This is a genomic window from Natrinema zhouii (assembly GCF_013456555.2).
In the GTDB taxonomy this organism is placed as follows: Archaea; Halobacteriota; Halobacteria; order Halobacteriales; family Natrialbaceae; genus Natrinema; species Natrinema zhouii.
Window position 1 is genome coordinate 363194 of record NZ_CP084883.1, and the last position, 24548, is coordinate 387741.

At 58.3% G+C, this 24548-nt stretch carries 18 protein-coding genes and 4 pseudogenes; 11 read left to right on the forward strand and 11 right to left on the reverse strand.

The genetic code is table 11. The features are described 5' to 3' along the window. Positions 1-5 precede the first annotated feature (5 nt). The 3 genes and pseudogenes from HYG81_RS41985 to HYG81_RS41995 form a co-directional block, all read right to left on the reverse strand. A complete protein-coding gene (locus HYG81_RS41985; RefSeq protein ID WP_226778112.1) occupies positions 6-1484 on the reverse strand; it encodes an acetyl-CoA hydrolase/transferase C-terminal domain-containing protein in 1479 nt (492 codons plus the stop codon). A 236-nt stretch (positions 1485-1720) separates the two neighbouring features. Beyond that, positions 1721-2165 (reverse strand): annotated as a pseudogene (locus HYG81_RS41990) (integrase core domain-containing protein); the annotation flags it as partial. Positions 2166-2270: 105 nt separating this feature from the next. Further along, a pseudogene (locus HYG81_RS41995) lies at positions 2271-2436 on the reverse strand (IS6 family transposase); the annotation flags it as partial. Positions 2437-2597: 161 nt separating this feature from the next. On the opposite strand from HYG81_RS41995, the gene HYG81_RS42000 reads away from it, so the two are divergent. After that, a complete protein-coding gene (locus tag HYG81_RS42000) occupies positions 2598-3845 on the forward strand; it encodes an endonuclease/exonuclease/phosphatase family protein (protein WP_226778396.1) in 1248 nt (415 codons plus the stop codon). A 238-nt stretch (positions 3846-4083) separates the two neighbouring features. On the opposite strand, the pseudogene HYG81_RS42005 reads toward HYG81_RS42000, so the two are convergent. The 6 genes and pseudogenes from HYG81_RS42005 to HYG81_RS42030 all read right to left on the reverse strand — a co-directional run. Continuing rightward, positions 4084-4585 (reverse strand): annotated as a pseudogene (locus HYG81_RS42005) (DDE-type integrase/transposase/recombinase); the annotation flags it as partial. Between the two features lie 150 nt (positions 4586-4735). Further along, positions 4736-5521 (reverse strand): inositol monophosphatase family protein, encoded by a 786-nt coding sequence (locus tag HYG81_RS42010; protein WP_226778113.1) that lies wholly within the window; start codon positions 5519-5521, stop codon positions 4736-4738. A gap of 63 nt (positions 5522-5584) precedes the next feature. Beyond that, positions 5585-6766: an ABC transporter ATP-binding protein gene (locus HYG81_RS42015; protein ID WP_340674453.1), complete on the reverse strand. Its 1182-nt coding sequence runs from the start codon at positions 6764-6766 to the stop codon at positions 5585-5587. 11 nt (positions 6767-6777) lie between these two features. Continuing rightward, positions 6778-7611 (reverse strand): carbohydrate ABC transporter permease, encoded by an 834-nt coding sequence (locus tag HYG81_RS42020; RefSeq protein WP_226778117.1) that lies wholly within the window; start codon positions 7609-7611, stop codon positions 6778-6780. Next, positions 7608-8537 carry a carbohydrate ABC transporter permease gene (locus tag HYG81_RS42025; RefSeq protein WP_226778118.1) on the reverse strand — a complete coding sequence of 310 codons (930 nt, stop codon included), beginning with the start codon at positions 8535-8537 and terminating at the stop codon, positions 7608-7610. Before HYG81_RS42025 ends, HYG81_RS42020 begins: the two co-directional genes overlap by 4 nt. Position 8538: 1 nt before the next feature. Beyond that, positions 8539-9924 carry an extracellular solute-binding protein gene (locus tag HYG81_RS42030; RefSeq protein WP_226778120.1) on the reverse strand — a complete coding sequence of 462 codons (1386 nt, stop codon included), beginning with the start codon at positions 9922-9924 and terminating at the stop codon, positions 8539-8541. A gap of 167 nt (positions 9925-10091) precedes the next feature. Between HYG81_RS42030 and HYG81_RS42035 the strand changes: the two genes are divergently transcribed. After that, positions 10092-11057: a D-2-hydroxyacid dehydrogenase gene (locus HYG81_RS42035; RefSeq protein ID WP_226778121.1), complete on the forward strand. Its 966-nt coding sequence runs from the start codon at positions 10092-10094 to the stop codon at positions 11055-11057. Positions 11058-11245: 188 nt separating this feature from the next. After that, a complete protein-coding gene (locus tag HYG81_RS42040) occupies positions 11246-12028 on the forward strand; it encodes an IclR family transcriptional regulator (protein ID WP_226778122.1) in 783 nt (260 codons plus the stop codon). A 512-nt stretch (positions 12029-12540) separates the two neighbouring features. Here the strand turns inward: HYG81_RS42040 and HYG81_RS42045 are convergent. Together HYG81_RS42045 and HYG81_RS42050 are read right to left on the reverse strand one after the other, a co-directional pair. Next, positions 12541-12696 (reverse strand): annotated as a pseudogene (locus HYG81_RS42045) (integrase core domain-containing protein); the annotation flags it as partial. A gap of 429 nt (positions 12697-13125) precedes the next feature. Beyond that, positions 13126-13887 carry an IclR family transcriptional regulator gene (locus HYG81_RS42050; RefSeq protein WP_226778397.1) on the reverse strand — a complete coding sequence of 254 codons (762 nt, stop codon included), beginning with the start codon at positions 13885-13887 and terminating at the stop codon, positions 13126-13128. 409 nt (positions 13888-14296) lie between these two features. Here HYG81_RS42050 and HYG81_RS42055 point away from each other — a divergent pair, with 409 nt between their 5' ends. The 8 genes from HYG81_RS42055 to HYG81_RS42090 all read left to right on the forward strand — a co-directional run bounded on the left by HYG81_RS42055 (position 14297) and on the right by HYG81_RS42090 (position 24382). Then, on the forward strand, positions 14297-15316 hold the full coding sequence (locus HYG81_RS42055) for a zinc-dependent alcohol dehydrogenase (RefSeq protein ID WP_226778123.1): 1020 nt from the start codon (positions 14297-14299) through the stop codon (positions 15314-15316). A 194-nt stretch (positions 15317-15510) separates the two neighbouring features. Continuing rightward, positions 15511-16671, forward strand: coding sequence for a HEAT repeat domain-containing protein (locus HYG81_RS42060; protein ID WP_226778124.1), 1161 nt, complete (start codon positions 15511-15513; stop codon positions 16669-16671). A 172-nt stretch (positions 16672-16843) separates the two neighbouring features. Beyond that, entirely contained in the window at positions 16844-19027 is a 2184-nt protein-coding gene (locus HYG81_RS42065; RefSeq protein WP_226778126.1) for an ABC transporter ATP-binding protein, read from the forward strand. A 126-nt stretch (positions 19028-19153) separates the two neighbouring features. Then, complete coding sequence (locus tag HYG81_RS42070; protein ID WP_226778127.1) at positions 19154-19375, forward strand: hypothetical protein; 222 nt, start codon at positions 19154-19156, stop codon at positions 19373-19375. Positions 19376-19650: 275 nt separating this feature from the next. After that, positions 19651-20682 carry an ABC transporter permease gene (locus tag HYG81_RS42075; protein ID WP_425607575.1) on the forward strand — a complete coding sequence of 344 codons (1032 nt, stop codon included), beginning with the start codon at positions 19651-19653 and terminating at the stop codon, positions 20680-20682. Continuing rightward, positions 20669-21778: an ABC transporter permease gene (locus HYG81_RS42080; RefSeq protein ID WP_226778128.1), complete on the forward strand. Its 1110-nt coding sequence runs from the start codon at positions 20669-20671 to the stop codon at positions 21776-21778. Before HYG81_RS42075 ends, HYG81_RS42080 begins: the two co-directional genes overlap by 14 nt. Positions 21779-21997: 219 nt before the next feature. Beyond that, a complete protein-coding gene (locus HYG81_RS42085) occupies positions 21998-22258 on the forward strand; it encodes a hypothetical protein (protein WP_226778129.1) in 261 nt (86 codons plus the stop codon). 357 nt (positions 22259-22615) lie between these two features. Then, positions 22616-24382, forward strand: coding sequence for an ABC transporter substrate-binding protein (locus HYG81_RS42090; RefSeq protein ID WP_226778130.1), 1767 nt, complete (start codon positions 22616-22618; stop codon positions 24380-24382). Positions 24383-24548 lie beyond the last annotated feature (166 nt).

Below are 24548 nucleotides of genomic sequence, written 5' to 3' on the forward strand. Positions count from 1 at the left end.
CGCGATCAGTCCCGCCACTCCGCTGCTCGTCGGATATCGTGCGGGATGTGAGCGCTCTGATCCCGAACGTCGTCGAGGTAGTCGCGAAGTCGCGTTTCAAACGAGGGGTGAGCGCAGCGATCGACGATCCGTTCGGCGCGTTCGATCGGCGAGCAGCCTCGAACGTCCGCAACCCCCTGCTCGGTGACAAAGACGTCGATATCATGTTCGGTGTGATCGACGTGGAACGCCATCGGGATGACGCGCGAGATCTCGCCGTCGTCGTGTGTCGACGGCAGTGCACAGATCGTGAGCAGCGCGTTTCGGTTGAAATCTCCGGAGCCACCGACCCCGTTTATCATCCGCGTTCCGCCAACATGCGTCGAGTTGACGTTGCCGTAGATGTCGAACTCGATTGCGCTGTTGACTCCGATGACGCCGAACCGATCGATCAATCCAGGGTGGTTCGAGACGTCCGTCGGCCGGAGAACGACGTCTCGTGCGTAGCGTTCGACGTCCGCGAAGAGTCGGTCCTGTCCCTCGTCGGTCAGCGCCAGCGCCGTCGCGCTCGCACACTCCAGTTCGCCGGCGTCGAGCATGTCGAACAGTCCGTCCTGAATCAGTTCGCCGAAGTACGCGACGTCCCGATCGCCGAACTCAAGGGATCGCAACTCACCCATCAACGCGTTGCCGAGCGATCCGACGCCGAACTGGAAGTGGACCTCGTCCTCGAACGCCGGGGACCGCTCCAGTTCCGCAGCGAGGAAGTCTCCGAGGTTGTCCGCGATCGCGAGGTCGTCGTCAGTCGGCTCCCGGAACGAGTAGGTGTCGTCGGCGCGATCGGCCTCCACGACTCCGACGAGCTTCTCGGGATCGAAGCCGATGGCCGATGTCCCGATTCGGTCGCCCGGCTCCGTCAGCGGGATCGGGCCCCGGCTCGGCGGCGCGTCGGGGCGGTAAACGTCGTGGAGCGACTGGACCTCGAGCGGCTGGCGGTGGTTCACTTCGACGAGGAGTTCGTCCGTGGCCTCCACGAACGCTGGCACTTGGCCGATCGACGTCGACGGGACGAACCAGTCCTCGCCGACGGCGATCGCCTCGACGATGGCGACGTCGGGATCGACGAGGCCGCCGTACTGGATGTCGTCGCCGATCGACGACGCGTTCCGGTCGCTGAACGCGATCTCGCGTCGGTTCGTCGCCGCTCGGGCGGCTGCGGAGGACTGGTACGTGAAGCGGCGATCGATCGCGCCCGACTCAACGAGTGACACGTCGATCTCGTCACCGACGTTGCCGCTGCTGACGACCGTCAGTGATAACTCGCGATCCGACTCGGCCAATGCGAGCGGGATTCGCTTGGGATAGCCGACGCTGCCGAACCCGCTTGTGAGCACGGTCGCGTCGCTGTCGATTTGTGCGGCGGCGGATGCGGCGTCCGTGAGTGGAAGGTCGCCCTTCAGACGTTGATTAATCGGTCTCGTCTGAGGTTGTCGGTCTCCGTTCATAATCGTCCGAGCGATCTCAGTGCGATCTCGCGGACCGAACTGGTTATATCGTAAACTGTTCGATGAGCGACCGCGGGTATCACCTTCCGATCGATGGTAGCGTGGATCATCGGTTGTCTCCGACGCTTCGGACGGCCGTCCGTCGGTCAAGCTCGCTCGCCACCGTGTCGACCGTCTTGTGACGTCCTCGACTCATACTTCCTGGGATGTGGACAAAAAACTTTGCAGAGCACTGTCTAGTTTAGCACCTTCGCTGGTGTCTGTCCATTAAGTGATTGGTGCGGTCGTTGTATGTTGTAGTAGTGTACAAATTGTTCAAGTAATTCTCTGACGCTCGCCCGACTGACCATTCACGAATTATAGAAGCGGTCAACGCGCATCTTGAAGGTATGAAACCACTTTTCGATCAGGTTTCGGTCAACGTATTTAAGCTAACCGCTCAACTCTAATCAGGAGAGGGAAAGTCAGGTATACGTATCCATCGACGAAAAACACCGTCTCGGAGGGATCGTGTTTCTCGGTCAACTTATGCAGGAACGTAGCGGCCGGATCGGTTCCTCGTCATCCGAAGACTGCGACCTCAAGAATCAACCGAGAGTCTAGGCTAATTGCAGTATATTCCCAAGACCAGCTACTGTTAATATTGAAAGCAGGCTTATCAATGGCGACCCACGACGGCTTCACCGTCCTCAGAACGCGAAGCTTTCTGATGTTGAGTCGAATCAACGATTCGCCGACCATTGGAGAGCAAGCTCTCCAAGAGGCCGCACGAGAGCTTTGCTCTCGTGAACGTCGGCGGGTCTGGAACGCTGTCAGCCAGCCGATGTACCCACCGCCAGATTGCTTGATGAGACCGTTCAACGCCGAGCAAGCGAAGAATCGCTTGTGACTCTCGAATCGAACAACCGGTCGCGTGGAGCGGGACGGCGAACACCCTGACTGTTCGAGCAGTAAAGATGGAGAAACGCCCCCTAAGCGACTGCCGACGGCGAAGGCAACCAGACGAAGAACATCCTGACCAACAGCTCCGCTTACAACGCACAGAACCAATTTTCAATAACTACCATTAAATTCTTATGATATTACTGCGAGTGTGTCACATTGATGCGCTCGATGCTTCGACCTCAGACCAGACGAAAAGTACTCAAGACGATCGGTGGTACAGCGGCTGCAGCCGGTTTCGTCGGTACCGTGAGCGGTCGACAGCGAACCGGTGACAGAAAACAGGGTCGTGGGACACGCTACGCTGCGTTCAACATAATCGAACTGGAGACAGAGCAGGTTCAAAATCCGGGTGATCCACAAGCAGAAGCGGCCGCCAGAGTCATCCAAGAAGTCCGGCCAGACATCCTCGTCGTCAACGAACTCACCAACAACCTCCAGCAGGGAAAATACACAGGCAGAGCGAACATCGACGCGTTCGTCGAGAACTACCTCAGCGTCCCGCAACGAGACAACCTCAGCGGTATTAACTACGAATACACGCTCCAGCCGGAGAGCAATACAGGTGTCCTCCCCGAACAGGACTACGATTTCAACAAGGACGGAACGGCTGGTGAGCGGCCGGGTGACGCGTTCGGGTTCGGGGAGTATCCGGGTCACTATGCGTTCGCGATTGCGAGCAAGTATCCGATCGACGAATCGAGCGTTCGTTCGTTTCAGACGTTTAAATGGGCAGACATGCCGGGGAACCTCATTCCGGTCGCGGGCGAAGAAGGCGTCGTCACGGATCCCGAGGATGGCGAAATTTCGCTCTACCTCACGGAGGAGGAACTCGATGTCTATCGGCTCTCTTCGAAGACTCACATCGATGTTCCGTTTGAGGTCGAGGGTGAGACGGTTCACGGCCTGTTCGCGCACCCGACGCCGCCCGGCTTCGACGGTGTGAACAACTTCAACGGGAGGTGGAATCACGACGAAGTCCGATTCTTCGCAGATTACGTCGCTGGCGAAGAGTATATCTACGACGATAGTGGCGTCCGCGGCGGTCTCCACGACAACGCCTCCTACGTCCTGATGGGCGACATGAATGCGGGGCCGGGCCTGGGTCGGGATGAGCGTCCGCTCACTCCTGCCCAGACGTTCTTTGTCGACAACGACGACTTCTATACCGACCGTCTCCCGAAGAGTCCGGGCGGGGCGCAACGCGGTCTCCCGACCGCGACACGGACCGGCGGTGATTTTGAGGGCGTTGTCGAACAGATAGACTACGTTCTCCCCTCACCGAACCTCTCGCTTCGCGCTTCGTCGGTCGTCTGGCCGAGCAAGAACGCAACGAAGCGGAACCTCGGTGAGGACGTCAGTACGGCCTCGGATCACCGACTCGTCTGGGCCGACATCGAGACGCATCCCCGCCACTGACGGGAATTCGGCTCTTTCACTCTTGACATCCACCCACGACACGAGCTCTGGCGTCGGAACTGGCGGCGGAACTCTCCTTTTGTGGCGGGGAGTGTTTGATGATGTTGTTTGTCTGGTCTCGCAGTAAGAGTAAGTATACTGATGCCAGTGACTCAGCTGTCAGTACATATCCCCTCCAAGGCACTGTCTAGTTTAGCACCTCCGATGGCATCTGTCCGTTAAGTGATTGGTGCGGTCATTATGTGTTGCGATAATGCACAAACTACCCAAGATACTCTCTGTCACTCGCCCGATTGTCCACCTACGAATCATGGAAGTGGTCAACGCGCGTCTTGAAGGTATGAATCCACTTTTCGATTCGGTTTCGATCAACGTAGTTGAGCTGACCGCTCGACCCTAATCGGGATAGGGAAGTCAGATAGGCGTAGCCATCGACGAGAACGCGATCTCTCCGAGACGGTATTTCTCGGCCAACTTATGCAGAAACGCAGCGGCTGGATCGGTGCCTCGTCATCCGAAGACTGCGGCATCAAGAATCAACCGCGAGTCTAGGTCGATTGCATCATATACCCAAGACCAGACGCCGTTGATATTGACAGCGGTCTCATCAATGGCGACCCGCGACGGCTTCGCCGTCCTCAGAACGCTTCGCGTTCTGATGGGCCGCACGAGAGCTTCGCTCTTGTGGACGTCGGCGGGTCTAGAACGCTGTCAGCCAGCCGATGTACCCACTTGAGTATCTCATTGCGCATCAAAGATACTCTGATAGCCACTGGAGCACCGATATACGTAGTAGCACTTTCGTCGCGTCGATACCGCTTCAACGAACGGGAACCGGCTACACTCTATTATCGGTGTGGCGGGACCCGAGATATCGAACGAGGGTTCGATTACGTCACGGCTCTCCCTACGCGTTCGACGACCTCGTCGTGGGCGTTCCCGTTCGACGCGACGAGCCCTTCACAACCCGGTTTCCAGGGGTTCCCCTCAAGGTCGGTTACCGACCCGCCGGCTCGTTTGACCAGCGCGATGCCGGCGATGGTATCCCACGGGTTCGGGTCCGGTTGCAGGGACACGGCCGCATCGAGCGCGCCGGAAGCGACCATGCCGAGTGTCACTTGCGCGCAGCCGAACCGACGCAGGTCGCCGAACTGGCGTATCAACTCCCGGAGGAGGTCGCCGAACTGTTGGTCGCGTTCGGGACCGTACCGAAGGATCGGTGCGACGGTAAACCGCTCGAGATCCGTTCGAGGACTGACGGCGATCGGTTCGTCGTTCAAGGTTGCGCCGTCGGCATCCGCCACGAACGTATCGCCGAGCGCCGGGGCAACGGTCACTGCTGCGACGGTCTCGTGGTCGCGGACAGCGGCGACGGTCGTCGTCCACAGCCGTGTCCCGCGAACGAAGTTCGTCGTCCCGTCGATCGGATCGATCACCCACGCGTTGCCGTCCTCGGGAACGGACTTCAACTCGTCTTCTTCCTCGCCGACGATAGTCGCGTTCGGATACGCGTCGCGAATGATCTCGATAACGCGGTGTTGCGTCTCGGTGTCCGCTCTGGTGACGAAGTCCATCTTCGAGTCTTTGGTTTCTACGTCCAAGTCGGTGCGGAAGTAGCCGTGCGCAATCTCGGCCCCTTCGGCCGCCGCTTCATACGCTGTGTCAGGTAGTGTCATTGTTATCTGTAGTGTTCGTGACTGGAGTACTAAACTGTGGTGAATTTGCGAGAAAGAGGCCGATCAGACGATTCGTGTCCCGTCCTCCTCGAACAGCCACGACTCCTCGGTCTGAATGTCGACGTGAACCCGCTCAGTCTCCCTCGAGATCTCGCCCTGCGGCGTGACCGCCGACAGATCGGTGCCGTCCGCAGACAGGTGGACGGCGTCCCGGTCACCGAGGGGTTCGACGACGTCGAGGTCGGCGACGAACGCCCCTCGGTCGAGTTCGAGATCCAGATACTCCGGTCGAATTCCGTAGACGACCGTCTCTCCCGCGTACTGTTCGAGGTGGTCTGCCTGCGTCTCCGTGGCCGGGATCGCGGCGAAGTCGGAGACGAGTTCGAATCCGTCGGCCGTCCGCTCGACGGTACACTCGATGAGGTTCGGGGACGGCGAGCCGATAAAGCCCGCGACGAACTTGTTGTTCGGTTCGTTGTAGATCTCGTAGGGCGTGCCGATCTGCTGGACGTACCCCTCGTCCATCACGACGATCTTGTCTCCGAGCGTCATCGCCTCCTCCTGATCGTGCGTCACGAAGATCATCGCCGTATTCAGTTCCCGTTGGATCTTCTTGACCTCGACGCGCATGTGGTCGCGGAGGTTCGCGTCGAGCGCCGAGAACGGCTCGTCGAGCAGGAATCCCGCGGGCTCCATCACCATCGCGCGGCCGAGCGAGACGCGTTGCTGTTGGCCGCCCGAGAGCGCCGACGGTTTCCGATCGAGGGTCTCGGAGAGGCCGAGCGTTTCGGCGACCTCCTCGACGCGGCGGGTCTTCTCTTCGCTCGAGAGGTCGGTGTTCATGTCCAGTCCGAACCGGATGTTCTTCCGGACGCTCATGTGCGGGAACAACGCGATGCTCTGGAAGACGAACGCGAGGTTTCTGTCTTTGGATTTTAAGCCGGTGATGTCTTCGCCGCCGACGGTGATGTCGCCCCGATCCGGCTCCTCCAATCCAGCGATACACCGGAGCGTCGTCGTTTTCCCGCAGCCGGACGGACCGACGAGCACGACGAACTCGCCCTCGTCGATCTCGATGTTCACGTCGTCACAAGCGACGACCGAGCCGTCGTTGAACGTCTTCCGGACGCCGTCGAGTTGAATCCGGTTGCCCGATGCGCTCGCGTCGACTGCGTTCTGGTCACTGTGCGATTCGTCCGATCGTTCCGTTCGGGTTTCCGAACCGGTATCTTCCGTCTGTTTCATGGGTTTTCGACTCATACGTTAAACGCACTCTCCAAGTAGTTGCGCGCGACGAGGTAGATGATCGTCGGAGGGGTGCCGATGATGATCGTCTCGGCCATCAGCTTCCCCCAGTAGACTCGCTCACCCGATCCGCCGCCGATGGTGCCGTACAGGACCGGCACGGCCGGAACCGGCCCCGTACCGGTGGTCAAGAGGTTGGCGAAGAGGAAGTCGTTCCATCCCGTGAGAAACGCGAGGAATCCGACGGCGACGATACCGGGGGCCGCAAGCGGGAGGATGACTCGAACGAACGCCGTGAACTGCGTACAGCCGTACACCTGCGCGGCCTCCTCGATGTCCGTCGGGAGGTTCTCGAAGAAGTCCCGAAGGATCCAGATGGAAAACGGGGTGACGAACACTTGGTACGCCAGAATCATCCCGAAGATGGTGTTGTAGATTCCGAGCGCGGACCACAGGTCCATGATCGGGATGACCAGAAGGATGTACGGGAACATCATCGCCGAGATGATCGCGTAGAAGCCGGTCGTTTTCCCGTAGAACTCCTTCCGGGCGAACGCGTAGGCACCCGGGATCGTGATGGCGAGCGCCAGCAACGCGGTGCCCGCACCGATCAGGAAGCTGTTGACGAGATTCCCTCGCAGATCCTCGAACCCGCTCGTCCACGCCTCCAGCGTCGGCTCGTACGGGACGAGGTGCGGATCGGTAAAGAACTCGCTCGGCGGCATGAACGACACCGAGAGGATGAACAGGAGCGGAACAAGGTTCGCGAGCACGAGAAACGCGACGACGCCGTACGCGGTCGCTTTCAGCGTCACGCCGGTCGCGTCGTAGCCGGTCGCACTCATGCTCCCGCCCCCTCGCTTGCGCGCTCGAACTCGCGGATGAACACGAAGACGAAGCCGAGGGTCATCACGAGTAGGACGATTCCGATGGCGTACGCGACGCCCATCTGGCCCCGCCCGTAGGCGAACTGATACAATAACACAGCGAGGATGGACGTGTCGTATCCCGGTCCGCCGTTCGTGATCTGGAGCACCTGCGAGATCTTGGTCATGTTCCAGATGATTCGGATGCTCAGCGCGACCAGAATGGCGCTTTTCAGCTGCGGAAGCGTCACGCGAAGGAACGTCTGGAGCGGTCCCGCGCCGTACATGCGAGCGCTCTCGTACAGTTCCTCCGGGATGCTCTCGAGGCTGGCCGAAATGATGAGGAACATGAACGGCCAGAACGTCCACGTCGTCACGAACATCACGACTGCGAGCGACATGGGCCCGCTGCTACCCCAGTAGATCGTCGACTCGAGGACGTTCCACTCGGTAAGGAAGCCAAAGACGGGACCGAAGTCGGGCTCGAGCAGGTACGCCCAGATGGTCCCGATCACCAGCGGCGGCATCGTATACGAGAGCAGAAACGCCGCGCTGACGAGACTCTTCCCGCGGCGGAGTTCCCGGACGGCGAGTGCCGCCGCGAGCGCGACGACCAGCTGAAACACCGTCGTCAGCGAGAAGATGACGGTCGCCTTCAGGGACGTGTAAAACGGCTCCCACTGGAACAGGAACTCGTAATTCGCCAGCCCGACCCACGTCGGCTCGCCGCCGAAGGGCCACTCGTTGAAGCTCATGTAAATCCCCTGCATGAAGGGGAGCCACATGAGCGCGACTAGGAACAGCAACACCGGCAGGATCAGCAGATACGCGAACCAGTTCTCTGAGAGTACCGTTCGGTAGCGCTCGGCTCTGCCACCGACGTCGAATAAGTTCCGTGTTGACATGTTAGATATCCACCTGATTGCGTATTTCTTCGGCGGTCAGATCACAGGCCTCCTCGGGGCTGATCTTGCCGCGGACCGCTTCTTGGAATCTCGGTCCGGCGATGTTGTACTGAATCGCGTTCATCTCGGGGTGGCTCGACCACCCGTGTTCCATCCCCTCGACGGTCGTCTCGAGCGTCGAGATGTAATTACTCCGGGAGAGGGCCTCGTCGTCCTCGAGCTCCGGCCACACGTCCCGCCGAACGGGGAGCGTCGCAAGCGACTTCGGCACCTCCCGCTGGAAGTCTGCCGAGAGCAGTTTGTTGATCCACTGGATCGCCATCTCCTCGCGTTCCTGCCAGACGTCTTCCGGGACGCCGTCGGGCTTTCGCATGAGCGCGACACACTGCGTGAAGAAGTCGCCGCGGTTGCCCGCGTCGCCCTCCCAAGGCGGCCCGAATACGATAGTCCCGTCCCCAATCATGTCTTCCGCGCGGCTCATGAACTGGCCGAAGCCCTTCGTGCTCCCCTGATACATACTCACCTCCCCCTGAATGAGCATCTGGGCGGCGCCTTCGTTCGACGCCGTCGCTGCCTTGGCGGAGGAGAGCCCGTGCTCACGGTAAAGGTCGACGTACTGTCTGGTCGCTTCCTTCCAGATGTCGTTGTCGTAGTTGACGTCCGACCAGTCCTCGTTGAGATACATCCCGTCGTATCCGCCCTTCGAGGCGGTCCACGTGACGAGCGCCTCGTCGGTGACGTCACCGTGCTCGCCGTAGATCTGAAATCCGTACTCGCCCGGACCGTCCTCCTGAAGCTGGGTCGCCAACTGGACGAGATGCTCATAATCCTCGGGCGGAAAGTCGTCTTCGATCGAGAGGCCGGCCGCTTCGAAGTGATCCGCCCGCGCGATGAACGGCGCGCCGACCTCGAGACCGACGGGAATCTCGTACAGTTCCTCGTCGAAGCCGCGATAACAGCTCCGGGCCATCTCGAGTGCCCACTCGACGTTCTCGAGCGCCTCGTCGTCGAGTCTATCCTTGTACTCGCTGACGGGTTTGACCCAGCCGGGTTCGATGAACTGCCCGGTGAGCGAGTTCGTCGAATCGTAGAGTAGCGGTCGGTTCCCGTTCTGGATGTTGTTCTTCCACTTGCCGCCGTTGATGTCGTCCCAGTTCGACCAGTTCATCTCGAGTTGTGCGTCCTGCTCGCGCTGGAACGTCTCGACGGTGGTCTCCATCAATTCCGCCGCGACCTCCGATTGCGAGTGGAAGTACTCCCAGTACTCGTTGGAGCTACTCGCGCCGTTCGACCGGTCGACGATATCGCTGAGGCAGCCTGCTGACCCTACAACCCCGGCGACACCGGCAGCTGCGATAAACTGGCGTCTCTGCATCTGGCCTGCCATACAACCACATGCAGTATCGACTCTAATAAACATTCGGGTGAGATGACGAATAATAATCATGGAGACACCGTCGACAGCGCTGCCGGTTGGACAGGATTAATAACCTCACCGCAAGTGCGTTAGCGCACTGTCGCGGGAGAGACCGTTTTCCCGTCGGCGGACTACCCATGAGCAACGATACACTGGACGTTCTCGTCCTCCGCTCCGATACGCACGGACTGCCAGCGCGCGAGTACGCCGATTTACTCGACGCACAACTACCGGACCACGACGTGAGGCTCGCCCGAACGCCGGCCGAAGAGCGCGACCTCATCGAGCACGCCACGGTCGTCACCGGCGTCGACATCGATGTGAGTCTGCTGGAGCACGCAGAAAACCTCCGTCTGTTCGCGGGCGTCGCCGCGGGCTACAATCACCTGCCGCTCGACACCCTGCGGGAGATGGACGTCGCCGTCACCAACGCCTCCGGGATCCACGCACCGAACATCGCAGAGCAAGTCGTCGGCTACGTGCTGGCCTTCTCGCGGCGGCTCCAGACGGGACTGAGACAGCAGCACCGCCACGAGTGGCGCCACTACCAGGGCGACGAACTGATGGGGAGTACGGTCACCGTCGTCGGTCTCGGCGCGATCGGAACGGCCGTCGTTGAACGGCTCTCCGGGTTCGATGTCGAGACGATCGGGATCAGATACACGCCCGAGAAAGGAGGACCGACGGACGAAGTCGTGGGCTTCGACCGCGAAGACGTCCACGACGCGCTGGCCCGGACCGAGTACCTGATCATCGCCGCGCCGCTGACGGAGACGACGCGCGAACTGCTTTCGAGCGACGAGTTCGAGACGCTGCCACCGAACGCGACGGTAATCAACGTCGGTCGCGGAAAGATCATCGACACCGACGCACTCGTGACCGCGATCCAGACGAATCAGATCGACGGGGCCGCACTCGACGTGACCGATCCCGAGCCGCTCCCCGCAGATCACCCGCTGTGGCGCTTCGAGAACGTCATTATCACTCCGCACAACGCGGGCCACAGTCCGAAACACTGGGATCGGTTGGCAGATATCGTCGCCGACAACGTGACGAAGCTATCCGAGACGGGCGATACCGGGAGCCTCGTGAACCTCGTCTGATCGGCGGCTAATAACAGACGATTGGTAGGCGTATCACGATACTCCCGTTTCGAGCGCTCCTGAGAGAACGCAAAGACGAACGGACTCTCCGTTTACGAACCCCAGCTCGGATCACTGTCTAGCAACAGCAGTTCGGCCGCTCGCCGACGAGAGGTATCGTTAAAAGAGTGCGAACCGATGTCGGAAATATGATCGACAGCTCACCGGAATCGACGCCGAACAACACGCTCGGATCGGTCGAGAAGGCCTTTACCGTTCTCGAGCAGCTGAGACAAACGGGGAAAGCGGGACTCTCAGAACTGACGACGCAACTCGAGTTCCCCAAAAGTACCGTTCACGTCTATCTGCAGACGTTACAGGATCAGGGCTTCGTCGTGCAAGACGACGGCGAGTACACGTTGAGTTACCGGTTTCTGGAATACGGTGGAGATCACAGAAATCGATCGCGACTGTACGAAGTCGCGAGACCGGAAGTGGACAAGCTCGGATCCGAAACCGGTGAGGTTGCGAATCTCGGGATCGAAGAGAACGGACTGCGAGTCCTCCTCTACAAATCGGAGGGACCGGACGCTATCCACGACAACGCGCCGATCGGAGAGTACGCGCACATGCACTGGACGGCCCTCGGCAAGGCGATGTTGGCCCACTACCCGACGAGTCGCGTCGAATCGATCGTCGACACCCACGGGTTGCCGCGGGCGAACGAACACACCATCACGGACGTCGACGAACTCTTCACCGAACTCGAGGACATTCGCGAACGCGGCTACTCAGTCGAGGACCAGGATCGGAGGCAGGGCGTTCTCACGATCGGTGCTCCGATCGTGGATCGACGATCGGACGAAGTCATTAGCGCCGTATCGGTTTCCGGGCCGAAGAACCACTTGGACGAGCACGACCGGTTCGAGGAACTCGTCGCAGCGGTCGAGAAGGCGGCGAACGTGATCGAACTTCGCTATTCGCACTATTGACCTCGAGTTCCCGCTCTCCGAAATGCGTAAAGCGGTTCGGACTGTCCAACAACGTTGGATGGAAACGGAACCGGACACACATACAACAGTTCCAGAACACTGTAATTTACAAGCGTACGGATGTAACTCAATGATCTCGAGGTCGATCTATTTCCGCTGGGAAGTATAATATTATCTCATCACCAACCGGCTGCGTTGTTATTATTAATATATCGGTAGAATTATTACTACCAAACATCCACCATTCAGGATGGTTGGACGATAGGATTCTCGTCTCGACAGCCGCATTCCTCGTCGTCCACGGTGGATGTCTGCCATCGGTGATTGTCGTCGCGCTCTCGAGGCGAGTCTCACCTACTGTGAGACGACGCTGGGACGTCGTCGAAGGAGAATTCAGAGCACACCGATCACCGCCAGTACTTACGTCGACCCGTAGAGAGGATTATAAAGAGCATGAGGCAACGCCGCATGGATGATGCGATCGAGTATCCAGCTCTATTTGTCGGCACTGTCTAGTTCAGCACCTCCTCAGCTGGCGTCTTTTCGTCGAGAGCTTGATGCGGTTTCTGGTGGTTATAGTAGTGTACGAATCGTTCAAGCCACTCGCGGACGCTCGCCCGACTGCCCACCTACGAGTGATGGAAGCGGTCAATGCGCATTTTGAGGGTTGAAACCTCATTGAAAAGTGGTTTCATACACTCAAGATAGGTGTCGATCGCATCCATAACTTGCGATTACAAACATATGAATGTAATTTATTTGCTGTACAATGTGATCTCACGACTGCGGTTGAGCGATACTTACACGTCGCGCAGTTTCAGTTACTAAATCGAATGTGTTCAATCGCATCAAGGTCTGAATCATCGGTCTGATCGGATGGTCTGCTCATCAGCTATCGTTTTGTCATACTAAACAACACTCATTCATGATACCGCCGCGGAATGGTTCTTCATATCGTTCAAATGTCTTACTACTTATACCGCCGTACAACCAAGGCGAGTATATTCTAGGTGGAAGCTAGTGTTGAGGTCGGCTGACTGATAACGGTGACTCGCACAATCAGTTATAGCTAATAACATTTGAATGACATGAGCCGATCAGAGCGATGTGGAATTAATTTCGATAATATTGACCGCTTGGCGGATCATTTCTGGAAGTTCACCAGTAAGGCGTTCTTCGTCCATTCGTCTAGCGGGACCAATAATGCTGATCGCTCCGTAAAGTCCACCATCTTGGTCGTGGATCGGAGTACCGACGCCGACCAATCCCTGAATGGTTTCACCGTGATTGTATGCAATACCCTCTTCGCGGATCTGCTCGAGCTCTTTCCGTAACTCCGTTTCGTCAGTGATCGTTTTCGGCGAGATGGCCTCGAATTCAGTCTCTTCGATGATCCGATCACGTTTTGCGGGAGGCATGAATGCGAGCATCGCCTTTCCGACGGCGGTATGATAGAGTCCGTTTCGATAGCCGACGTACACCTCCGTCTGGACAGCGTTTTCTCCTTCGGCAGTGTGAAGGCAGATGCCTTCGCCGCGTTCTTCGACAGTGAACAGCGCCATTTCTCCAGACTCTTCGGCGAGTGCCTCTACTTCCTTTGTCGCAATATGGTGAATGTCGATCCGGTTTTTCGCGTGGTGTGCGATATCGATGAACCGTAATCCGAGTTTGTACCCGTTGCCTTCGTTGATGACGTAGCCGTTCTCCTCGAGGGTCGCTAAGTGACAGTGAACTGTACCCTTCGAAATGCCAATCTCATTCGCAATTTCAGTGACACGCGCACCCTCTCTCTCTTTGAGGACGTTAACGATATCGAGCGTTCGCTGGACCGCCTGTACCGGGTTTTTCGCGTTCGCCATTTCTTGCACTGGTATACAATCACACACCTCATAAATGTTTGGTCCTGTTAAACAGTCCTCGTCCGACTACATTCATCCGAGAGACGTATATTTGTCAGATTTGCACCAACATATATACTAAATACCATATCCGTTGAACAGCAACGTCCAAGATATACTACCCCCACCCGTTTTGGGGCTGTCGTTCGCTCGGAGACACGTCCACCCATTTCGTCATACCAAACGATGCAGAGTATCATGGCAAGTGCAGGAGACTGTACCGACGAGTCGCCCTTGCGGCCACAGAGACCGAGTTCCAGCCTCGATTATAACCGACTGCGTTTTGAAGCCGACGATTGGTGATATATCTCCCCGGTGATTTAATACCAGTTGGATAGTATCTATGTCTGAAGGTTGGAGTGATCTATGAATGCGAACGATAGCCACTGACGGAGAGAGAAACGTATGGGAGGAGACGCGCGAACGACCTGAACCGAATCCGGGCGAAGCGGTCGTGAAGATTCGTGCAGTCGGAATCTGTGGGAGTGACATCGGATTAATCGATGGTGAAGGGCCGCCCTGGACCCAGTATCCGCTCGTTCCGGGTCACGAGATCTGTGCAGAGGTCGTCGAGCTCGGTGAGGACATCGATTCGCTTTCGGTAGGTGATCGAGTCGCCCTCCATGGGTTCATCTACTGTGGCACTTGTACTCCCTGTAGGGAAGGTCGGTACTACCAGTGTGACGACCTTCGCGAAATCGGATTCACAGTCGACGGCGGCTATCGAGAGTATGCCGCCTTCCCTGTCGAGACATTGAACCCGGTTCCCGACAGCATCTCGGATCTCGAAGCCTGTCAGATCGATTCTGCGGCGTGTACACTCCACGCGATGAAACGCATCGAGACGTCAGTTTCGGATACTGCTGCGGTCCTCGGGCCGGGGTCGCTGGGGTTATTTGGCGTTCAGTTACTCCGTGCCAGGGGAGTCGAGGATGTGATTCTCACCGGCACGCGTGAGGAACGACTCGATATCGGCCGCAACCTTGGCGCGACGAAGACCGTCAACGTTCACGAGGTGGATCCGGTGGCAGTGGTCGACGAGTACACCAGCGGACACGGGGTCGAGGTCTGTGTCGAGACGGCAGGTGCTGGGGACGTGGTGAACACCTGTTTGAAAATCGCCGCTAAACGGGGCCAGATCGCACTGACGGGCGTCTTCAACGGTCCCCGAGAGATCAATCCGAACGATATCGTCGCCAAAGAGCTGTCGGTCGTCGGTGGTGTTACCGCCTCACATGCACTCGACGACGTAATCGAACTGTTCGAGCGGGGAGAACTCACCATCGACGGTATCGTCACCCACGAGTTCGACCTCGCAGCGTACGACGATGCACTCGAGTGCGTCCGCGAACGTCGCGATGGTGTTATCAAGGCCGTTCTCCGGCCCTGACATACCACCGAGGGAAGAAGCGTCACGTTCTCCGGAGTTCACAGACGGTATGCGGTCGATCGATACTGGCGGTAAGCTGCTCGTGGTCGAACTCCCCGCTGGATATGACTGTTATCTGCGAGCAGCGATAGAGGTGCGTATCTGTTCACCCCCGTTGGACAGCAAATATATACCTGGATAGTATCGTCTCCGTCATGTCCGTCCCCTCAGAGGACAAGACCGAGCACGCGTCAGCGCTGCGGGAAGCCGCCAAAACGGAGCCGTCATCAGTCGATGTCGACGACGTCGTCGATCTTCTCGTTTACGGCGATCAGAAGACACGATCGATTGCGTTCGAGACATTCACGGAACTCGCGACGGTTCGATCTGCGGCCGTCGACTCCGCCGTGGCTCGTCTCGAGGATCATCTCACTACCGACGTCGCTGACATCCGTCGACGGGCCGTACTGACGACCGAGGTGCTCGTCGAGCGGCATCCCGAACCGTTCGAACGTGTCGTTCCCGAACTCCGGTCGATCGCCGACGATCGATCGACCCCCGGCCGTGAACCGGCCATCCTCGCCTTGGCGAAACTCGCTCTCGAACGACCGACCGCTGTGATTCCCGCCGTCGATACGTTGCTCACGATCTGTCACGAACCGGTCGTACCAGTCGACGATTCGACGCCCGGCGGTATCCCGGGCGCCGGACCTCATAGGGGTGGCGCGCTGAAACAGGAACGAAAAAGCCGAGACAAGGTACGCGTCCACGCGATCGCGGGGCTCACACGAATCGCGGCTGTGGATCCGGCCGCGATTCGGGGATCCGTCTCCGACGTGGCTGACTTGCTCGAGGACGACAATCATCTCGTTCGGGCAGCCGCCTGTGAGGTGCTCGAGGCTATCGCACTGGAGTCCCCTCGCGAGGTAGAACCGTTCGTGTCAGCTCTCGCGACGCGGATCGCGTCGGACGGAAAACATCCGGTTCCGTGGCGAGCGGCGGACACGCTCGTGGCCGTCGCGGATGCGTGTCCGGAGCGGGTCGGTCGCGCCGTTGCGCCGATCGTCGACGAGCTGACGAAGTTCGTCGAGTCACGCGACGCTGAGCGGCGAGTGAACGGTGTTACCCTTCTTGCAGACGCTGCGAACGTGCAACCGGAAGCCGTCGAATCGATGGTTCCGCGGCTTCGAGCGCGACTCGAGGACGACGATCCGTCTGTTCGAGCGAATGCAGCGCTTGCACTCGGTTTCGCCGGCGACGTCACCGCTTATGCAACCATCGCTGAATTCGCCGAAAGTGATCCCGATGCGGATGTAAGAGACGCTGCTGCTCGTTCGCTCAACAGACTTAGACGGACGGAGGCGACTGACGGATAGAGGCGTACAGCCTGCGACCGTCGCGACTGTTCGGTCGATTAGCCTCGACGTATCCGTCCCGCTCTCCCGCTGAAAAGGTTTATATAAGCGTGTGTCAACACGTACCTTACGAAGCGAACGACCGGATGGCGCGTGAATTACTGCCAAGCAAACGAAGATCTATGATGGTAAAATGACACAGAGTAAACACGAATACGAATCCTATAACGAGAACGATCAGCAGACGATCCTCGAGGTCCGCGACGTGAGCGTGACCTTTGATATGGACCGCGGAACGTCACGCGTCCTCGACAGCGTGAATTCCGACGTTCATCGCAATGAGATGCTCGGAATCGTTGGCGAGAGCGGCAGCGGGAAGTCCATGTTTGCGGCGTCGATGCTCAACGCGGTCGTCGATCCCGGCGAAGCGTCGGGTGAAATTTGGTATCACCCCACAGATGGTGACCCCGTTGACGTTCTCTCTCTGACCGACGACCAACTCGAGCAGTTCCGCTGGGAAGAGATTTCGATGGTGTTCCAGGGGGCGATGAGTTCGTTCAATCCGACGATGAAGGTCAGGGAACACTTCGAGGAGACGATCCGGGCCCACGGTAAAGATATGGACGAGCGGATGGCTCACACTCGGCAGCTCCTCGCCGACCTCTACCTCGATCCAGACCGGGTACTCTCCTCGTACCCGCACGAGCTCTCCGGCGGTATGAAACAGCGAGCGTTGATCGCGCTGAGCCTCGTTCTCGACCCCGAGGTGCTGGTTATGGATGAACCGACCGCCGCACTCGACTTGCTCATGCAGCGGTCGATCATGAACCTTCTCGAGACCCTCCAGAACGAGTACGATCTCACGATCGTCTTCATCACGCACGATCTACCGCTGGTTGCGGGATTGGCCGACCGTCTCGCGGTGATGTACGCGTTCGAGTTCGTCGAGTTTGGTCCCAGCGATCACGTCGTCCGGAACGCGGCCCATCCGTATACGAGGGCGTTGTTGAAGTCGGTACCGAGCGTCGACGCTCCGCTGGAGAATATGAATCCGATCGATGGCGAAAGTCCGGACCCAGTCAACACGCCGTCCGGTTGTTCGTATCATCCCCGATGTCCGATATCGACCGACAAGTGCGTCCAGGAAGACCCTGGGTATCACAGCGTTGGAGACGGACAAGAAGCCACGTGTTTCCACTGGGGCGAATCGGCCGATGCCGTCCAGTACGACCTCGGTGTCGAAGAACTCGAATCGGAGCCGATGTCGCCAGCCGACCGCTCCGATACCGAGACTCTCATGTCGTTGAATGATGTCAACGTTCACTTCGATCAGGCCAGTTTCATCGACAAGGTATTCAACAAGGACATGACGGTTCGCGCGGTCGACGACGTTTCGCTCGACATCAAAGAGAACGAGGTCATCGCGCTCGTCGGCGAATCCGGCTGCGGAAAAACGACCCTCGGCAAAACCGCGATCGGTATTCAGGAGCCGACATCGGGGACGGTGACCTACCGGGGAATGGATATCTGGGAGTCGAAGCGGGGAAACACCGACATCGATCCTGACGAGATTCGCCGAGCCTTGCAGATCGTTCATCAGGATCCGGGCAGTTCCCTGAACCCGAGTCGAACCGTGCGGGCGAGTCTTGCCGCCCCGCTCAAGCGATGGCGCCCCGATCTGAACTCCAGCGACCGCGAAACGGTGATCTCTAATCTCCTCGAGCGGGTCGGGATGAAACCCGCTGAGGACTACGCGGTTCGGTTTCCGCACCAGCTGTCGGGCGGCGAAAAACAACGCGTCGTCCTCCTGCGATCGCTGCTGATGAGTCCGGACCTCATCCTCGCGGACGAGGCGGTCAGCGCGCTCGACGTCTCGTTGCGTGTCGAGATGATGGATCTCATGCTCAACTTGCAGGAGATGTTCGATACATCGTACCTGTTTATCTCTCATGACTTCGCGAACGCACGGTACCTCGCCGAGAAGTCCGGGGGGCGTATCGGAATCATGTACCTGGGCAACCTCGTCGAGATCGGGCCAGCGAAGGAGATTATCCACGATCCGAAACATCCCTACACGAAGGTGTTGCGGTGGGCGACGCCGCCGCTCGATCCGGACGCGGCGAGGGAAGCCCAGAAGACGAAACCGCCGGTTCGGGAGATCGACATCCCGGACCCGACGGATCCGCCGAGCGGCTGTCCGTTCCATACTCGGTGTCCGGAGGCCCGCGACGTCTGTCGACGCGAGATGCCGACTATGGTCGATACGGACGATGGCTCGGTCGTCGCCTGCTTCCGGGAAGACGAGTCCCACGAATACTGGGAGAGCGAGCCGATTTACGACGACGAAGAAACCGCTTCTATCGACGAGCTGGCCTGATCGCAGGGCACCGATCCTCGGTTTGGGACGTTCGGTAGTCTACTCTTCAACTGTGACGGGCTCGCCGTTTGTTACCTCGAGAATCGGTACCAAAGGACTTTTGCGACCGAGGGAATGGAGAGACACATGGCTGGCAAATACGATAAAAGTTACCTCGATCACCTTTGCGACTACGAGCAGGGATGGCGGTTGCTGTTTACGTTTTCCGTGGGGTTCCTGGGCCTCTCGTCACTGTGGTTCGTCTCTCTCGATGCCGGGTCCGCAGCGTACGCCGTCACGATACTGAACCTGTTCGGTCTCGCCGTTCTCGCCCTCTTAAGCGGGTTCGTCCTCTCTCGGTGCAGATGAGCGAACGGCCCGGCCGCCATCGCGGAGGTTCGAGCGGGTTCGAGACCGCGATTCTCCGATCTCTCGGTACCGTTCAGAGACGGTCGGAACAGTGACGATGTTCTCTAATGCGGGTGATCTATCAGGATCATGCACGCAACTGGAAACGGCTACTCCGAATGCTGCCAGTTCACCAACGGGATAAACTATATGTGTAATGGCAAAGCATTCAATATCATCTAATGCGACAATACTTAGCACGATCTTGGAACGCAATAGTCACCCTGATCGGGGTTTTGGCCGGATTCGGGTACTACTGGAAACGGATCGGACACGCGTTCGTCACACTCATTAGCGTGACAACGATTACGTTCGTCCTGTTCCGGATGATGCCGGGAAACCCGGCGCAGGCGATGCGCGCGCAGTTCGAGGAACAGCTGGGAGGGAGTGGACAGGCCGCCGACCCCGAAGTCATCGATCAGATGGTACAGGTGCACACCGGCTTCGATCCAAGTAAACCGATGTACATACAGTACTTTGAATATATGAGGGACGTCATCCTGTACCAGGACTTCGGTCAGTCGATCCAGTACGGCGAACCGGTGTTCGACATCTTGTTCGCGGCGATGCCGTGGTCAGTGTTCATCAGCGTCTACGGTTTGGCACTGGGATATACGGCAAACATTCTCCTCGGTGCCGCGATGGCGTACACAGAGGGTTCTCGGTTCGACAACTCCATGACCGTCGTCACAACGTTCCTGAACTCGATCCCGTACTACGTCGGTGCCATCCTCTTTCTCGCCTTCTTCGCGTACGAGCTCAGATGGTTCCCGGGCGGCGGTCGATACGATACGAGCCTCGAGCCGGGGCTCACTATCGAGTTCATGTCGAGCATCGTTCACCACGGCACGCTACCGATCATGTCGAGTTTCATCGTCGGGTTCGGCGGCGGTGCGCTCGCGATGCGCGGAAATTCCGTTCGGATTCTGGGAGAGGATTACCTCCGTGTCGCCCGGCTCCGAGGGATCAGTTCGACCCGAATTGCTACGAGATATGTCGCTCGGAACGCCATCCTGCCGCTGTACACGCAGATGATGATCGGCATCGCCGCGGTGTTTTCGAGCAGCGTCGTCCTCGAATACATCTTCACGTATCCGGGCGTCGGCTGGTACACGTTCGACGCGATCAACATGCGCGATTATCCCTTACTAATGGGATCGTTCCTGTTCTTCACCATTATCACGCTCATTGGCGTTCTCCTCGCCGAGTTCACGTACGGAATCGTCGACCCGCGAGCAGGATCAGGTGGTCAAAGTGAGTCATACTGACGAAACATCCACGGACGGTGGCGCACAACTCAGCGACGACCAGTTGTTCGGACAGCTTGCAGAGGCCGACAGCGTCCACCTCTCGAAGTGGGAGCGTTTCGATCGCACGCTGGATGCCTATGTGCTCGCTCCTGGACGCGTTGCGTGGAACGACTGGCGAACGCGGTTCGGAATCGTGGTCATCGCGCTGTTCGCCTTTGCCGGGACCGTGGCACCGTGGCTAGTGGAGAGCCCGGCCACGAATCAGGCACCGGTGAATCATCCGCCGTTTTCCGGCGGTCTCTCCGCCATCACCGAGCAGGGCGGATGGATCGACGTCACGCAAGCGTCGTTCGGATCCATTTCGATCCCGTGGCTCTCGTTCCAGTATCCGCTGGGGGCCGACAACTACGGCTCGCCGATCGGACGCCAACTCATCCATGCGACGCCGGATATGCTCGAGTTGGTCATCGCCGGTGCGATCGTCTCCGTCGGATTCGCGGTTCTAATCGGGGTCACGGCCGGGTACAAGGGCGGTAAAGTAGATTCGGTCCTCATGTCCGTCACGGACATCGTCATGACGATGCCTGGACTCCCACTGGTCATCGTTATCGCGGCGATTTATCCGCCGCGCCAAGCGTGGCTGGTCGGGGTCATCCTCGCAATCGACGCGTGGCCGGGCCTCGCACGCGCACTCCGGTCACAAGTCCTGACGCTTCGCGAGGAGTCGTACGTCGAGGCCTCGCGAACGATGGGACTCCCCTCGAGGACGATCCTCTCACGAGATATCACGCCACAACTGATGCCGTACATCCTCATTAACGCGGCGCAGGCCGGGCGAAAGGTGATTTTCGAATCCGTCGCGCTGTACTTCCTTGGGGTACTCCCGTTCACTACTGCCAACTGGGGGATCATGATGGACACCGCCTATACCGAAGGATACGCCCTCGTCAATCTCAGTAACTTCTACCAGCTGTTGTGGCCGATGACGGCGATCATCGTCATTTCGTTCGGGTTCATCCTGTTTTCCCAGGGGATGGATCGAGTCTTCAATCCCCGTATCAGGGCACGGCACGCGAAGAAAGCCGGTGCTGACGAGGAGGAGATACCGAACTGACTCCGCATTTGTCGTTCCATCTGTTGACCCACTTCTTCCAATTCGGTGTAATTCCATGGATGGCGCATTCGTCGCGAGTCACCGCTGAACGGTCAACAGTCCCGATCGATGCGTGGGTTGTTGATCGGCATTCGTCCGATTCGATTGTGGCTGGAATCCGATTCAGCAGGGGGCTGAGGCCAACATTTATGGTATTAGCCAGTGATCTACGGGTAACGCGTGCTATCAACACAAACCGATTCAGATCCGAATACATCCAACGAACGCCTCTATCGAGCCCTCACGATACTCCGGGGATCGTTCCTGCTATCGATCGTGGCGATAGGCGTCGTGATGTTGCTTCTGGGAGCGATCTTCGATAGCATCTCGCTCACACAACAGGACGGGGTCATCGCTGGGATGCTCGGCGTATTCGGTCTCTCCGCGATCGCTTTTGGGGGTACGTTCTATGTCCTCCTGGCACTGATCAGTCGCTGGTGAACTACCCTACTCACGGCTGACGTTGTTCGCTGAGTGAATGGCTTCTTACTTTCAAGACGGACAGGAACCGAACGGGCTCCCGTATGGAGCATAGTCTCCATCTATGAAAATTTTGCCAACTACACAAACCCCGTTGAGATCGGAATCCTTTCGCATCACAGTCTTCGATTGCGACGAGATCGTACTCTCGGTAGTGAGCAATCTAGAGCAGCGATAACATATATGAAAGAATGTATTATCATATATAATATGAAATAGTATTTATTCTCTGGATGTGAATACAGTTAGCGTATGCCAGATTATAACAGACATGATTCCATCGATTCAGCCAGTGAGTTTATCACACGACGAAAAATGATGGCCGCGGGCGCGGCGATGGTGACAGGTGGAGTCGCCGGCTGTCTCGGTGGTAGCTCCGGTGACGACGGCACAATCACGACGTTCCACTCGTCGATCCCGACCGAGATGAATTTCAACACGTGGGCTCCCAGCTACCCGTGGAACCCGACGTGGTTGCTACTCGAGCCAGTGCTTCGGTACTACTCCGATGGATCGATCTCGCACGAAATGATCGAAGATTGGGAGTACGACGAGAACTCACAGGAACTAACGGTCCACCACAACGACGAGTTCTACTGGTGGAACGGTGACGTGGTCAACGCGGCGGACAAGTATTGGTACGGTGAAGTCGCCCGTCTTCTCAACCCCGACTCCAGCGACTACGAACAGCTCTCTCTCGAAAACAACGGTCAAACGATCATTCGGGAATACAAGGAGCCGCAGAACCCACAGCTCGTCGAGTACAATCTCGGCGGGTATCTCGGCGCGATGATGCGTGGTCACCGCGACAAGTTCCGCCCATGGGCAGAGGAACTCCAGGACGCCTCGACGGAAGAGGAACGAGTCGATATAGAGAAACGGATGGTCGAGGAAATGCCGCTACACATTTCGACGGTCGCCGACGAGGGCCTGGGCATGGGCCCGTTCGAAATCGTCGACTTCGACGAACAGGGGATCCACTGCGAACTGTACGACGAGCACCCGTACGCCGACCAGATAAATATCGACAAGCTCGAGTACGTTCTCGCGGCGGACGAGGCGGTTGCCCAGCAGATCATGGGCGGTGATCTCGACTTCGGGTTCGGTCGGTTATCAAACTGGATTGGCGATCAGAATCCGGACAACGTGGAAATGCTCGCCCCGTACCAAGATACGTTCATGCGCAAGCTCGAGTTCATGATGCAAGGGCCTGCCGCCGAGCACATGCGCACGTTGGAAGTCCGTCGCGCGATCGCTCACGTAATTAATTTCGAGCACGTCTCCACGAACTTCACTCCGGAGAGTACGGTTCGATCCCGACAGACCGGACTTCCGGAGCTCGTGACAGAAGACAAGCTCGGCGACTCCGTCGACGACTTCATCGATTACCCCACGGAAACGGACGAAGACGGGGCGGCCGAACTGATGGAATCGGCGGGATACGAACGCGACGGTGGGAGCTGGCTGGATGACGGCGGAGACACGGTCGCGCTCGAGATAGCCGTCCCACAGTGGGCCGACAATCCTGCTCGGACCGTTACGGACCAACTCACACAGTTTGGGTTCGAAGTCGATCTATCCGTTCTAGAGGGTGCGACATACAACGATCGGACGGAGAATAGCGTCGATTTCGACATGACGATGGGCAACCACGGAGCGCTGATCGCACATCCGTCCTACTACTTCCGGCCCACTCACAAACACGGCAACGATCTCGGCGATGCGAACGTGATCGAGGGTGCGCTCGAAGACGGTCGGGATCGGTCGCCGTACAACGGCAAAGAATTGATCGTCGAGATCCCGACGGAAATCGGTCGAGAGGACCTCTCCGGGTCGACGGAAGAGGTCAATCCCTACGAACTCTATCAGGAGTGGATGACCACGCAGTCCGAAGAACGGAATCAGGAACTCGTAGAGACGTTCGCCCGGTACTGGAACTTCCACCTGCCGGGGATCGATCTGTTCGAGATGATGGGCGGTTCGTGGGGGAACACCAATAACTGGGAGTTCGATGTCAACGACGAGTGGAAAGCGTACCGCGGCGCGTTCCGCGCCGCGAAGCGAGGGTATATCTCACCGAAGTAACGCCGGCCACGAGAGCGCATTCGCCCCACGATTGAATGCGACGCCCGTCCGATCGATCCCGGAAATCGATGGGATCGACTGTGCTGTGCGCGTCGTCACGGTCGAACGCTCGCGTCGATTGCTGTCACGCCCCGCTGCGCTTCGTCTCTGACGCGGTACCTCCCCA